Here is a 14,575-nt window from a genome sequence, read left to right as displayed (position 1 = left end):
ATCCTTGCCCTCTTGCATGAAAATAGTTGTGAATACCCGTTTTTTGTTAGCCGATAAATTAGAGGGGATCGGTAAGTTTTCGCACGAAATTTTACGGCACTTAGTAATACAACACCCGGAACACGACTTTTATTTTTTGTTCGACCGGCCTTATCACCAACAGTTTATTTACGCCTCCAACGTAACCCCGATTGTTATTTATCCGCCCACCCGGCATCTGGTGTTGTATTATCTTTGGTTTGAGATCAGGTTGCCCCGGGTTTTGCAACAATTGCAGCCCGATGTATTTTTATCATTAGACAACATGACTACCTTGCGCACAAATGTGCCCCGGGTTACCGTGCTGCATGATTTGGCGTATTTGCATTTTCCGGTCGAGAAAAAATACTTGGATCTGCGGTATTACCAAAAATTTATTCCGCGTATTGCCGAAGCTTCCAGGCGATTGCTGACGGTATCTGAATTCACGAAATCCGATTTAATTAAAAGTTTACAAGTGGAACCGGACAAAATTCGGGTGGCACCTTGCGCCGTTTCCAACTTTTTTAAGCCCACCCCTTATGCCCAGCAAATAGCGCTGCGGCAAAAATATTGCGCCGGCGAAATGTATTTCGTTTGTGTGGGTGCGGTGCAGCTGCGTAAAAATCTGGTAAATGTGTTTAGGGCATTCGATAATTTTAAAAATCTAACGCGCAGCGAAGTAAAATTGGTTATTGCGGGCCGAAAAGCCTGGAAAGCCGGGGCCATTTTAAAAGCTTATAACGCCATGACGCATAAAGCAGATGTGGTTTTTACCGGTCGGGTTTCGGATGCGGTTATCCGGGAATTATATGGTTCTGCTTTGGCGCTGGTTTTTGCTTCTTTTTTCGAAGGATTCGGCTTACCCATACTGGAAGCCCAAAAATGTAATTGTCCGGTAATTACCAGTAATATTAGCTCGATGCCCGAAGTAGCGGCGGGTAGCGCCTTGCTCGTAGATCCTTATTCGCCGAACGAAATAGGCCAGGCAATGGTGCAAATTTATCATTATCCGGAAAAAAGAGATTACTACACCCGATTAGGGCATTTAAATTACCAACGTTATTCCTGGGAAAAATCAGCCGGATTGGTTTACCAAAGCCTGGAAGAGGCCGTGCAAAATCTACCTTTATCTTCTTAGCGTTTCTGCCATGCGTATTTTTAAAACCCCAGCTTTGTTGCGGTATTTATTTCCGGATTATACCTGGCGTAAACCAAATACAGAAAAAAATATTTATCTTACCTTTGATGACGGACCTATTCCGGTGGTAACGGAGTTTGTGTTAAAACAACTCGCAGATTTTCAAGCCAAAGCTATTTTTTTTTGTGTCGGCGAAAACATTAGTCGTTTTCCGGAAATTGCCCAACTAATAGTGCGGCAAGGCCATTACTTAGGTAATCATACCCATAATCATTTGCGGGGCTGGGCTACGCCCACCGAAACTTACGTGCAGAATATTGCTTTGTGTCAGGAACAAATAGATCAGATTCAGGAAAATACCAGCGTTAAATTATTCCGGCCTCCCTACGGCAGAATCAAACAAAAACAATTTTTAAAAATTAAATCTACTTATCGCGTCATCATGTGGGATATACTTACGTATGATTTCGATATTACTCTTGCGCCGGAAAAAATTTTGCAGCAGGCTTTGAAAAAAACCACATCCGGTTCCGTGGTGGTATTTCATGATTCCGTGAAGGCGTTTCCTAACCTGCAGTACGTGCTACCACGTTATCTGCACTATTTTGCTGAACAAGGTTACAGCTTTAAAGTATTATGATGCTGAAGGTTATTTATTTTGCTATATTATTTAGTGTTTCCTTGGTGATACTGGGCTTGTGGGTGTTAAATCGCCGGCGATACCGCAAGCAGTTGCTCGTATTTCCGAAAGTAAGCATTTTAATCGCAGCCCGTAACGAGGAACAAACCATCATCCGGTGCTTAAAAGCCATTGAGCAGCTGGATTATCCGCGCGATAAAATTGAAGTACTCATTGGCGACGATGCTTCTACGGATAACACGTACCGGGTAGTGCGGCAGTTTATCCACGACAAACCGCAGTTTAAATGCGTTACCATTACTCAAAATCTGGGAATGGCCCGGGGCAAAGGCAATGTGTTAGCGCACCTGGCCCACATGGCCACCAGTAATTATTTCTTCATTACCGATGCCGACATTCAGGTGCCACCTACTTGGATTCAGATTATGATGGCGCACGTGCGGCCTTATATTGGCATTGTTACGGGCATTACCACGGTAAATGGCCCCCGGCTGTTCGATAAAATGCAATCCATTGATTGGATTTATGCGCTGGGATTATTTCAGGTAGTAACGGACTTGGATTTACCGGTTTTTACCATGGGTAACAATATGCTTATTACCCGCGAAGCTTACGAAGCCACCGGCGGTTACGAAAACATTCCGTTTTCCATTACCGAAGATGCCAAATTGTACCAGGAAGTTGTGAAAAGACATTTTCATACGGTAAATATTTTTGATCAGTCGGTGTTGGCACTCTCCACGCCAGCTGTAGATATGGGCCATTTACTGCGACAAAGGCGGCGGTGGATGGAGGGAATTAGCCACATTCCCTATTATATGTCGGCGGTATTTATTTTATATTCTTGTTTTTATCCCGTTTGGATTCCTTTTTTCCAGGAAACCACCCCTTTGTTTTACTGGGGCATTTTAGTAGCTAAAATTACCTGGCAATCTGTTTTTATCTGGTTATGTGCCCGGCGGGTAAACCTTAAATTTAATGTCTGGCAATTACTGGTATATGAGTTCTTTATGATGTTCCTGGGCATTGCTTCTATTATTTACTACCTCTTACCGGTTAAAATTGCCTGGAAACAACGTAAATATGCGTAAGCTTGGGTAAATTCGCGGTTTAAAAACTTACCCAAGCTTAAGCATGCCCGAGTACATTGATTCACACGCGCACATCTATGCCGCAGAGTTTAAACCCGATAGGGGAGCAGTAATCCGGAAAGCTCAGGAAGTTGGTGTAAGCCAAATCTTGATGCCGAACGTGGATCATACCTCCCTCGATAGCCTTTTACAAACCGAAGCTGATTATCCGGGCATATGCCGTCCCATGATGGGATTGCACCCGTGTTCGGTGAAGAAAGATTTTCAGAAAGAATTATACCTGGTAGAGGAGTGGCTTACCAAACGGCCCTTTATTGCTATAGGCGAAACCGGTCTGGATTTGTATTGGGACAGAACTTTTTTGCCCCAGCAAAAAGAAGCTTTAATTATTCAACTAGAATGGGCGAAACAATACAAATTGCCTATCGTGCTGCATACCCGTGATTCTTTTGAGGAAACGTACGAGTTAGTAGCCGCTGCCCAAGATGGCACCTTAACTGGCGTGTTCCATTGTTTTTCGGGCACGCCGGAGCAAGCGCAACGGGCCCTAAATTTAAAATTTTACCTGGGTATTGGCGGGGTAAGTACTTTTAAGAACGGCGGATTAGATCGCTTAGTACCGGAGGTGTCGCTGGATCATCTTTTATTAGAAACCGATTGCCCGTACCTGGCTCCGGTGCCTCACCGCAGCAAGCGCAACGAACCGGCTTATCTGCCGCTTATTGCACAACGAGTGGCAGATATTAAGCAAATTGACTTGGCGCAAGTAGCGGAAGCAACAACCCGTAATACCCGTAATTTATTTAATTTATAACATGAAATTACGCAGAGTTCATTTAAATACGGCCGTTACCCTCGAACCAGTTGGTTCGGTGTTGGTTATTTATACGGGTGGCACCATCGGGATGGTATTTGATAAAACCGGCCGCCACTTGGTGCCTTTTAAGTTTAACGAAATAATGGATAAAATGCCGGAACTCCGGCAACTAAATATTGACTTGTCCCTGATTAGTTTTGCCCGACCCATCGATTCCTCGGACGTTACCGATGCCGATTGGATTGTGCTGTCGTACATAATCCAGCAAAATTACGATGACTTCGATGGATTTGTGATCCTGCACGGTACCGATACCATGGCTTATACGGCCTCGGCCCTTTCGTTTCTGCTCGAAAATTTACAAAAGCCGGTTATTTTTACGGGTGCGCAAGTGCCCATTGGTAAAATGCGCACCGATGCCCGCGAAAATTTAATCACGGCTTTGGAGATTGCTACTTCCACCAGCCGGGGTATTTGTATTGTGCCGGAAGTTTGTATTTATTTTGGTGATTTATTGTTGCGGGGAAACCGGTCTAAAAAAGTAGAGAGTAGTCACTTTAATGCTTTTAAATCAACTAATTATCCGGTATTGGCTCAAGCGGGGGTTGAAATTGAATACCACGTCAAGAACATTCTGCCGCTACCTAACGGACCGTTTAAAGCCCATCAAAAATTAGATAATCGGGTAGTTCGGCTGCGCTTGTTTCCGGGGTTATCGGAACATGTTATTCGCAATCTGGTACTGACCGAAAATTTGCAAGGCGTAGTGCTGGAGAGTTATGGCTCGGGTAATGCCCCGACGGCCCGTTGGTTTTTAGACGCTATGGAAGCAGCCATTAGCCGCGGTACGTTTATCGTAAATGTTTCGCAGTGCGATGGCGGACGGGTTTTCCAGGGGAAATACCAGAATAGTAAGTATCTGGAAGAAATGGGCATTATCGGGGTGAGTGATATTACCAGCGAAGCTGCCGTCACCAAGCTCATGTTTGTGCTGGGCCAAAATTTACCACCCGAAGAAACCCGCCGGCTATTACAAACCGATTTACGCGGCGAAATGACTATAGATTAAAAAAATTTTTGAATGGGATTAAAAAGTAACGGCCGGAAAGATTCTTTCCGGCCGCTACTTTTTGGTTTACCTAAGGCATTACTAACAACCGGGTCAAGCTTGTAAAATTTAAAAAATCCAGCCTGAACCTGAATTTAAAACCTTTGTTTTACCAATAATAATTCGACCACTTTACCAAGGGGCAGAGTGGTCGAACCAAGTTTAGAAATAATGGAGCGGATGATTATTGTTTTATAAATTTCAGCGTTTCCAGTTTGTGATTTAAATCGACCTTAAACAAATATAAACCAGCCGGTAGTTGCTCTACATTTACCTGCACTTGCTGGGGAGTAACCAGTTGGTGTTTATTTACCAGTACGCTACTACCCGCCGCATTGCTGATAATCGTAGACAAGGTACTTACCGGTTCGGGTAAATTAACGGTAATTGTCTGAACGGCCGGGTTGGGGTATAGCTCTACCGTATTAACTTTTTCCGGTTCCGGTGATTTTGCCTGCTGGCTGGCCAAACGCACTAGGCTGGCGGATACCGTGACAGTAATAATTTCTTCATCAGAGAGCTGCGGAGTACCGTTGTCGGTAACTTTAATTTTAAAAAAATAACTACCCTCCGCCGTAGGAGTCCAGGTGAAGGTTCCGGAACTAGCATTGATGCTGGCTCCGGCCGGTGCCCCGATTAAAGAAAATGTTTTCGTCTGGCCGGCATCCGCATCGGTAGCTGTGGCGGTAAAACTTAGCTTTGAACCCACCGCGGCGTTTTTATCACCAATGGCAGCCAGCACGGGGGCATCGTTCAGGTTAGTAACAGTTATAGATACGGTTTTAATCGCCGATTCCTGGCATCCCCAGATTACCTTAAAAGTAAATGAATCCTGGCCGGAGAAGTTGGCTTTGGGGGTATAGGTGCGATTGGCTCCGGTACCGCCGGATAAGGTGCCGTTTTGGGGAGGAGTAACAATGCTGTAAATTAGCGGCGTACCACTGGCTGAACCCACTAGCGTGATTGCTTTAGCCGTTTCTTCGGTGGTGGTAACAGTTTGCGCATTAGCGATAGGGTTAGCTTTTCTCACAATTAATTCTCCGGTAGGTAAGCCGCCATCGGTAGTTTGCTCTAGTTGGCGTAAAATAGAAAAAGTACCGGTAGTGGTAATCTTAAAGATTGTTCCCGCATCAAAATACCCACCATCCGGGGTTAAGCCGTATAAATTGTTACCACTCCCTTGTACTAAGCTCCCTACCGCCCGGCCGCCATCATTGTAAAAATCAAAATGATGCAAAACGGTGTAAACGCCACCAGTAGTTATTTTGAAAAGAGTACCGTAGCCAAACAATCCACCACTGTTGGTTAAGCCGTAAAAGTTGCCGTCGGTGGCTTGAATTAAACTGCCTTCCGGGTACCGTCCATCGTTGGTAGAATCCAGGTTACGTAAAACGGTGAGGGTTCCTGCAGGCGTGATTTTAAAAACAGTACCGTAATTGTTCGAGCCACCCCGGGAAGTCATGCCGTAAAAATTGCCGTCCTGGCCTAATACTAAGCTGCCCTGCGGATTGCTACCCGTGGTTGCATTATCCAGATTTTTTAAAATCTGGAACGCACCGGAAGGCGATATTCTAAAAATGGTACCGTTATTATTAGCACCGCCAATAGTAGTCATGCCGAAAAAGTTATTGTTGTGCTGGATTAAATTTCCTTTCGGTCTACCGCCATCCGTAGCATTAACTAAATGACGTAAAACCGTAAGGGTACCACCCGGCGTTAATTTAAATATGGTGCCGTAACTAGCCGTACCACCATCCTGGGTCATGCCGTAAAAGTTATTATCCGCGCCTTGTACCAAATCGCCTTGTGGGTTGCTGCCACTAACGGCCGCGTTAAAAGAATAAACGGTAGAGTACACGCCATCGCACAATTTAAAGACGGTACCCTGGTTATACACCCCACCCGACGAGGTAAATCCGTAAAAGCTGCCGTTTCGCGCTTGAATCAGGCTGCCTTGCGGCGTTTGCCCTTTGCCTGCTTCCGGAAAAGACGTGAGTACTGAAAAAGCTCCGGCAGAAGAAACACGAAATACAGTTCCTAATTTACCTGGTCCGCCTTCCAGAGTCATGCCGTAAAAGTTATTCCCGGTGCCTTGCACCAGACTCCCCTGCGGACTTCGGCCATCATTAATATTATCCAGGTGATGCAGGACCGTATAAGCGCCACCCGTTGTTATTTTAAAAATAGTACCGGAGTTAAAAGATCCGCCATTACTCGTTAAGCCATAGAGATTGTTATCGGAACCTTGAATTAAATCGCCCAGTGGGTAACTACCGTCTAAAGCGGAACTTAGGTTCCGGATCACGGAAAAAGCCCCGGCTAAAGTTAACCGGAAAATGGTGCCGTATCCATTGCTACCGCCCTGGTAGGTCATGCCGTACAAAGAGCCGTTGGTGGCCTGTATTAAACTACCTTGGGGATAACCGCCCGTCAGGCTATAATCTAAATTCCGACGTACGGTGAAAACCCCAGCCGGAGTTATCCGGAAAATAGTGCCGTACGAACTGGTACCGCCCTGGTAAGTCATACCGTAAAAATTACCATCTGTTGCTCTAACTAAACTACCTCGGGGGTAACCTCCGGAGGTGGTATAATCAAAGCTTTTTAAAACCGTGAAGGTGCCCGATGGCGAAATTTTAAAAATAGTGCCGTACTTTTTACTACCGCCATAGCGCGTTAGGCCATATAGGTTGCCGTCGGTACTTTGCACCAAACTGCCTTCCGGATTACGTCCGTCCAATTCCCCATTAAAATTCCGCAACAGCGTAAAAGTACCAGCCGGCGTAACTTTAAAAATAGTACCATAGCCACTAGCCCCGCCCTGGTAAGTCATACCATAAAAATTGCCATCTGCACCTTGTAATAAACTGCCCCGGGGATTGCCTCCGGTTATGTAATAATCTAAACTTACCAGGATAGTAACGGAACCGCCGGGCGTCATTTTAAAAATAGAGCCATAATTCTTATGGCCTCCCTGGTAGGTCATGCCGTAGTAATTGCCATCAGACCCTTTGATTAAATTACCATAAGGATAGTAACCTGATTCCACAAAGGTTTTTTGAACGTTAAAGCCCGAGCCATTGCTTTTGATGCCAAAAGCAGTGCCGGCTCCTTGTGAACCGCCCACGGAAGTAAGTCCGAGCAATTCGTCTTGGGCGCGTAAAGGTGTCCCACTTAATATAAGCCCCATTGCTAAAATTGAGCAATAATAAATTAAGGGAAAGTTGCCCAGCTTCCGGTATAAAGCCGAAAATCGGGCAATACTGGGACCCGGGTGGGCAAATGGAAAAAATTTGGTTAACAGTAAGGTTGACTTCATAGTTAATTTATTTAGGAGATATGGTGAAGAAAAGGAGTATTAAAACGTTCCCAAAAATTAGGTGCTCGAACTGTGCGTTTATCTGATTCCTGATTTTTATGCTGATTACATCCGAACGAAATGAAAAAATTTTTTATTAGCTCCGGCCAGGAACAATGATTAGTGCCGGTAATGCTGCCGAATTTTCATTTCATAAAATGGAGAACGGGCAAGTCCAATAATTACATTCTGCTGAGAAAATCTAAAAAACTCAGCCTAAAGAGGTTTAAAATTTAAAAATTACCAGAATATGGTTCTGGATTTTAATAAAGAAAGGAATCTGAAATAAGTACCCAAAAACTAATTCAACAAGATTAACAGGACAACAAAGCCTTGTAGAACAGGCTGTTAACAGATGCAAGGTATAAAGATATTTGGTATTAAAAATACTTATTTTTAAGTATTTTCAGGATAAAACCCACCGCTATATCTACGTTTTGGCCAGAGGCTTGCTTTTGGAAGAGCAGAAACGTGAAACCGCGTTAAAAATTTTTAATTTTACATGTGCCTGATAGAGGCCAGCTAAATGTAAAGAGAAAGTAAGCCGTAAATTTGCGTGGGTAAATAATTATCTGTTTTTTTGCACTCCCGTAAACAGAGAGGTGTCCGAGTGGTTGAAGGAGCACGCCTGGAAAGTGTGTATACCTCAAAAGGGTATCGAGGGTTCGAATCCCTTCCTCTCTGCCAGAAAAAGCTAAAAAGCCTGTAAGAAGTTGTCTTACAGGCTTTTTAGCTTTAAAGATTGGAACACAAATGAACTTATCGAGAGTAGCTTTCTAAGAAAGTTGGTTCCTCTATATAATAGGAGAGGTTCAGGGCCGCAAGCTGAAAATTGGTTATAACCTTATTGTTACCTGTAAAATGTTTTACTTACTTTAACTATCAATCTATTTAACTTACATCCATTCACACTTAATTAAATTTTATGTCAAAGAAGAAAAAAAAGGGAAAATCAAGAAAGAAACTCACCAAACAACTAACCAAGCAATTAAAAAGAGCGATTAAAGTTCACGGAACGGAGTTGGCTTTGGGTTTTGTCACGGGATTAATAACCAAATTAATTGCCGATAAAACAGAAAAACCAAAAAAAGCCCGTAAAAGCAAAGCTATTAAAACAGAAGAACAACCAACCTTAGCAACTACCATGGAAGAGACGGCCAAAGCGGTGGTTAATAAAGTTAAAGCAACGGTGGTACCAAAAGCTTCCGTTGCTAAAAAGGAACCTGTTACACCAAGCAGTTCCGAAACGAATGCTTAAAACTTTATTTAAAAAGCCCTCCTCACCAGGGTTTTTTTAAATTTTAAAGTCTCGGGCTCCGATAATTTTAAAAACAGGCTTCATTCAGCTATCACAGCTGTTTCTTTTTTTAGTCAGCAATCATTCATTCAGGAAGAACGCAAACAAATAGGTAAACTGCTGCCACAGTACTTTAAAAACTGTAAGTGTACGATTAAGGTTTAGATAGCACCTTATTCTTGGTTGCCCAATTTTGCCACATTTCGTTTAATTCTTTTACTTTATGGGGGTATTGTGCAGCCAGGTTGTTGGTTTCTGTTTCGTCGGAGTTTATTTTATATAGATGCCATTCTTCTTTATTTCGGGAAACTAATTTCCAGCCCTGATGACGGACGTACCTGGCGCCAAAATGCTCGTTGAATAAAGCCTCGTGCATCTCACCTTTGGCACCTGTTATGGCTGCTACTAAACTGATACCCTGCATGGGAGTTATTGGCCGGCCTTTATAGATAGCCGGATAAGGCGCTTGAGCCAGTTGCGTGAAAGTTGCCATAAAATCCATAACGTGTGCTTCTTGTTGCACGATGGTTCCTGGCTTGTTCTTTATCCCTTTTGGCCAAAAAGCAATCATGGGAGTGCGGATACCACCTTCGTAAGACTGGGCTTTGGCGTACCGAAACGGCGTATTGGCAACATTTGCCCAGCGGGGCCCAATAGAAGCAAAGGTATTTTGGGGACCCGGCAATACTTTTTTATCCACCGGGTAAACAATTCTTTCACCGGATCTGGTTTCACTAGGCCGGTCAAATCCAGGACCGTAACCGGCAGCATCTTCTGGGCTAGCTCCGTTATCACTTAAGAAAACAAGAAGGGTATTGTTTAATTCATTAGCAACTCGTAGAGCTGCAATCATTTTGCCTATTCCCTGATCCATGCGATCGATCATGGCGGCATGTACCGCCATTGCCCGGGCATCCCAGGCTTGGTCCGGGTTATCTTTCCAGTTAAGTTGATTGTCAATCCGGGGAGATAACGGACAAAGGGCCGGATTAATTAAACCTAGTTTAATTAATTTTTGATACCGTTTTTCGCGAATTACATCCCACCCGAGTTGGTAAGTATCTTTGTATTTCTGAATATCTTCCGGCAAAGCATGCAAGGGCCAATGCGGAGCCGTTTCGGCAACGTACAGGAAAAATGGCTGGTTTGCTTTACTAAATTGCTGGATGTACGCAACAGCCGAGTCACTCAAGGCATTGGTATGGTAGTAATTTTTGGGTACGGATGCAACCGGGGAAGTATTATTTACCAGACTGAAAGGGTCGAAGAAGTCCACCACTCCCCAGATATTGCCGTAATATTTCTCAAACCCCCGGTTGGTAGGATACTGCGCTACTGGTGAAAACAAGGGAAATTGTTTTTGGTGATTCAACCAGGCCAATTGCGCTTTTGCCTCTGGTTGCACTACGGTATTAGAGACGTGCCATTTTCCTACCATGCCGGTATGGTAACCAGCTTCTTTTAATACTTCGGCCAAAGTAACTGTAGTTTCGGTAAGATAACCCCGGTAACCCGGAAGAGAACGATCTTCAGTCATTTCGCCAATGCCGGCTTGGTGGTTATACAAACCTGTTAATAAGGCGGCCCGGGTGGGGCAACACCGCGATGTATTGTAAAACCGCGAAAATCTAACCCCATTTGCGGCTAAATAATCAAGATTGGGGGTGTTAATTTCGCTACCATAGCAACCTAAATCCGAGTATCCCAAGTCGTCGGCCAAAATAAGAATAATATTCGGACGTGTATCTGTCGTAAACACCGTTTCAGTTTGGGGCCTTTTGCAACCCCAAAATAATTCCAAACACATGAAAGCCAGTAACACGTTAAAATTTAAAAATTTGTTCATACGTAATCTTTTAGGAGGTGCGTAATTATCAATAAATGTTTCTGGTGCCAAAAAAGTGAACGCCTGCTGTTTTATCCCGGCTTTGCTTTTCCCTGTAAATAAAACAAACAATATCACTTTTGTTTGTTTACTTGTATGGCAGGGCATTAATAGGTAATCCGAAAATTTTTAAAATTTAAAAATTACGAGTGTTGGTGAATGGAATGCGTCTGGTAAATCAATTTTTAATGTACGCGTATTATTTCCGGAGCAAATAGCCTAAACGGGCAACTGCCTTATTTTTGTAAACAAAAGCTTATGCAACATCAAAACCGGCCGAATGAACCTATCGAAAATTACGGCATTATTGGCAATTTAAAAACGGTGGCTCTGGTTTCTACCAAGGGATCTATAGATTTTATGGCTTTTCCCCGGTTTGATTCGCCGACGGTATTTGCTTCTTTGCTGGATGCTAACCAAGGGGGCTATTTTTCCATTGAGCCATTAATGGGTGATTTTACGAACAAACAATTATACTTACCCGGAACAGCCATCCTGCTGACTCGTTTTTTCTCCGATAACGGTATAGCCGAAATTATGGATTATATGCCACTTCCGGGTGACCAGGACCTGGAAGGGAGTACCATTGTTAGAAAAGTAAAAGCAGTACGCGGTAACCTCACGTTTCGGCTGCATTGTGCTCCCCGGTTCTATTATGCAGCCGCCACCCATACTTGTACCCTCAACAATAATCAAATAACTTTCACCACCGCACCAGATTCAGCTATTCAGTTACGCCTTTTGGCCGATGTGCCTTTGCAAGTAACTGGTGCCGATGGCTACGCTGAATTTACGGTAAAAGAAACGGAGATAGTACATTTTGTGCTGGAATCGGTTAGTGCTGGTAAAGCAAGTAGTATTACCGATATAGCGCAATACACGCAGGATACTTACCAACAAGCTTTAGGTTTTTGGCGCAACTGGCTGAGCAAATCCAGCTATAAAGGCCGTTGGAGCGAATTGATACATCGGTCTGCTATCACTTTAAAATTATTAACCTCCAGTCAGTTTGGTTCGGTAATAGCCGCCGCTACTTTTGGTTTGCCCGAAACTATTGGTGGCAACCGCAACTGGGATTACCGGTACACCTGGATCCGTGATGCGGCCTTTACCATGTATGCGTTTCTGCGGTTGGGCCTGAATGAGGAAGCTACTAACTTTTTAACCTGGATCTTTAAACAATGCCAGGGAAATAAGCTGCAATTAATTTATGGGGTGGATGGTACGACCGATTTAGAAGAAAAAGAACTGCCGCACTTAGCAGGTTACAAAAACTCTAAACCGGTTCGGATTGGTAATGGTGCCATGAGCCAGTTGCAGATCGATATTTACGGCGAGCTGATTGATACCATCTATATTTATAATAAGTCGTACAAACCAATCACTTATGCGTTTTGGAATATCGTAACGCAAATGGTTGAAGCGGTTATCCAGCAGTGGCAATTACCCGATCACGGTATTTGGGAAATCCGGAACGAGAAAAAAGAATTTTTACATACGCGTTTAATGTGCTGGGTGGCCCTGGATCGGGCCATTAAAATTGCCGAATCACGCTCTTTTCCTTTTCCGGTAACCGAATGGACTGAGGGAAGAAATGCGATTTACTTAGACATTTATCATAATTTCTGGAACGACGAGATAAAAGCTTGGGTGCAGTACAAAGGAGCCCAGGTAGTAGATGCCAGCGTTTTGCTCATGCCTTTAGTCCATTTTATTTCGCCGCTGGAGCCCCGCTGGGTCTCTACTCTGGCCGTAATTGATGATCGGCTGCGATTAGATGTATTAATCTACCGCTACCAAAATTCTTTTGAAAAAGTAGATGGCCTGGATGGGGAAGAAGGTACCTTTAACATGTGCTCGTTTTGGTACATCGAGGCTTTAGCCAAAAGCGGCCAAGTAGACCGGGCCGTCGAAAATTTTGAGAAAATGCTGGGTTACGCGAACCACTTAGGCTTATTTAGTGAGGAACTAGGCAAAAAAGGCGAACACTTAGGCAATTTCCCGCAAGCCTTTACGCACCTGGCTTTAATCAGTGCCGCCATGGAGTTAAACAAGCAGTTGGATCGGATTTATTCTTAGGTATTTTTAAATTATAAGATTGTTTTTTTGCTAGAAGACTGCTAATGATCTGCTTAAATTTAATTTTAAAATCTATCTGGTAAAATTTTTAAATTTATAACTGCTGTCTTTCATTTAAACAGATAACCATTATACTAATATTAGTCAAAGAAAAGATTTTGATCAAGAGATTAACCTAGATAATGTAACAGATACATTTAATTTCATTTACGGCGAATGAAATTATTTTTGCAAATAGGTAACGATTCTGTTACATTCAAAATATGAAAGCCAAGGATTTAATTAAGCTGCTCGAGAAGAATGGCTGGTACCAGGTTAGACAAACAGGAAGCCACCGGATTTTCAAGCATCCAACGAAATTAGAGACTATTCCAATACCCGACCACGGAAAACAAGATCTAAAAATTGGTACTCTTAATGCAATTCTGAAGCAAGCTGAGTTAAAGTAGCTTGGCAGTCTTTTACTAAAAACCACCCCAAGATGAAAATAACGGTAATTATCGAAAAGAATGAAAGTGAGCTCTGGGCACGCATAGAGGACATTGGCGACTTTATGCCTTTAACGGTGGGAGAAACTACCAAAGAGGTTGTGACTAACCTGATCTTATTAATTGAAGATTATATTCAGCACGAAGGAGCTGCTGATGCGGCCTGGAACCAATTTAACGTAAAAGAATTAAAATTTGAATTTACGTACGATGTGCAAGCCTTTTTTCAGGAATTCAACTTTTTGAAGCAGTCTAAAATTGCTGAGCTGGCCGGTCTAAATTCTAGCTTAGTGCGGCAATATGCATCAGGTTTAAAACATCCTTCCGCGGACCAGGTACGGAAAATTGAAGAAGCTATTCATAAATTAGCTACGGCTTTAAAGAACGTAAATATAAGTGTATCTTCAGCGGCATAATTATACTAATGAACTAGAATCAAACTCAGCATCATTTGTTCGGGTTTTATTTTAAGTTATCTGTAGATAACCTAAGTAAAATTCGCAAAAGAATCTTTGTAAATTAACCTAATAAAGTTTTTTAGTTGATTTAAAAAGATTAATCAATGAAGCAAATTACAATCCTTTTATGGTATAAGTTAAGTAGCACCCATAAAAATAAAAAAGCCCTTAGAAATTAATCTAAGGACTTTTTTG

Annotated in this window: 11 protein-coding genes and 1 tRNA gene; 10 read left to right on the top strand and 2 right to left on the bottom strand. The window is 43.0% G+C overall.

Annotated elements, in window-relative coordinates:
- Positions 1-16: 16 nt before the first annotated feature.
- The 5 genes from AHMF7616_RS09365 to AHMF7616_RS09345 are packed head-to-tail and all read left to right on the top strand — an operon-like array spanning position 17 to position 4,776.
- Positions 17-1,159 (top strand): glycosyltransferase family 4 protein, encoded by a 1,143-nt coding sequence (locus tag AHMF7616_RS09365; RefSeq protein ID WP_115372658.1) that lies wholly within the window; start codon positions 17-19, stop codon positions 1,157-1,159.
- Positions 1,160-1,169: 10 nt separating this feature from the next.
- A complete protein-coding gene (locus tag AHMF7616_RS09360; RefSeq protein WP_115372657.1) occupies positions 1,170-1,799 on the top strand; it encodes a polysaccharide deacetylase family protein in 630 nt (209 codons plus the stop codon).
- Positions 1,796-2,890, top strand: a complete 1,095-nt coding sequence (locus AHMF7616_RS09355; protein WP_115372656.1) for a glycosyltransferase — start codon at positions 1,796-1,798, stop codon at positions 2,888-2,890. The genes AHMF7616_RS09360 and AHMF7616_RS09355 overlap by 4 nt, the downstream gene beginning before the upstream one ends.
- A gap of 43 nt (positions 2,891-2,933) precedes the next feature.
- Positions 2,934-3,704, top strand: a complete 771-nt coding sequence (locus AHMF7616_RS09350) for a TatD family hydrolase (protein WP_115372655.1) — start codon at positions 2,934-2,936, stop codon at positions 3,702-3,704.
- 1 nt (position 3,705) lies between these two features.
- Positions 3,706-4,776, top strand: coding sequence for an asparaginase (locus tag AHMF7616_RS09345; RefSeq protein WP_115372654.1), 1,071 nt, complete (start codon positions 3,706-3,708; stop codon positions 4,774-4,776).
- A 223-nt stretch (positions 4,777-4,999) separates the two neighbouring features.
- On the opposite strand, the gene AHMF7616_RS09340 is transcribed toward AHMF7616_RS09345, so the two are convergent.
- Complete coding sequence (locus AHMF7616_RS09340) at positions 5,000-8,134, bottom strand: choice-of-anchor tandem repeat GloVer-containing protein (RefSeq protein ID WP_115372653.1); 3,135 nt, start codon at positions 8,132-8,134, stop codon at positions 5,000-5,002.
- A gap of 635 nt (positions 8,135-8,769) precedes the next feature.
- On the opposite strand from AHMF7616_RS09340, the gene AHMF7616_RS09335 reads away from it, so the two are divergent.
- Positions 8,770-8,860, top strand: a tRNA-Ser gene (locus AHMF7616_RS09335).
- A 238-nt stretch (positions 8,861-9,098) separates the two neighbouring features.
- Complete coding sequence (locus tag AHMF7616_RS09330) at positions 9,099-9,431, top strand: hypothetical protein (protein ID WP_115372652.1); 333 nt, start codon at positions 9,099-9,101, stop codon at positions 9,429-9,431.
- Between the two features lie 193 nt (positions 9,432-9,624).
- On the opposite strand, the gene AHMF7616_RS09325 is transcribed toward AHMF7616_RS09330, so the two are convergent.
- Positions 9,625-11,316: an arylsulfatase gene (locus AHMF7616_RS09325; protein WP_115375522.1), complete on the bottom strand. Its 1,692-nt coding sequence runs from the start codon at positions 11,314-11,316 to the stop codon at positions 9,625-9,627.
- A 297-nt stretch (positions 11,317-11,613) separates the two neighbouring features.
- On the opposite strand from AHMF7616_RS09325, the gene AHMF7616_RS09320 reads away from it, so the two are divergent.
- The 3 genes from AHMF7616_RS09320 to AHMF7616_RS09310 all read left to right on the top strand — a co-directional run bounded on the left by AHMF7616_RS09320 (position 11,614) and on the right by AHMF7616_RS09310 (position 14,338).
- Positions 11,614-13,434 (top strand): glycoside hydrolase family 15 protein, encoded by a 1,821-nt coding sequence (locus tag AHMF7616_RS09320; protein ID WP_115372651.1) that lies wholly within the window; start codon positions 11,614-11,616, stop codon positions 13,432-13,434.
- Between the two features lie 263 nt (positions 13,435-13,697).
- A complete protein-coding gene (locus tag AHMF7616_RS09315) occupies positions 13,698-13,883 on the top strand; it encodes a type II toxin-antitoxin system HicA family toxin (protein ID WP_115372650.1) in 186 nt (61 codons plus the stop codon).
- Positions 13,884-13,915: 32 nt separating this feature from the next.
- On the top strand, positions 13,916-14,338 hold the full coding sequence (locus AHMF7616_RS09310; protein WP_115372649.1) for a helix-turn-helix domain-containing protein: 423 nt from the start codon (positions 13,916-13,918) through the stop codon (positions 14,336-14,338).
- The last annotated feature ends 237 nt before the right edge of the window (positions 14,339-14,575 follow it).

This window comes from Adhaeribacter pallidiroseus (assembly GCF_003340495.1).
GTDB classification, from domain to species: Bacteria; Bacteroidota; Bacteroidia; order Cytophagales; family Hymenobacteraceae; genus Adhaeribacter; species Adhaeribacter pallidiroseus.
The sequence above is the reverse complement of the archived record's forward strand: the minus strand, read 5'-3'. Positions and strand labels throughout refer to the sequence as shown.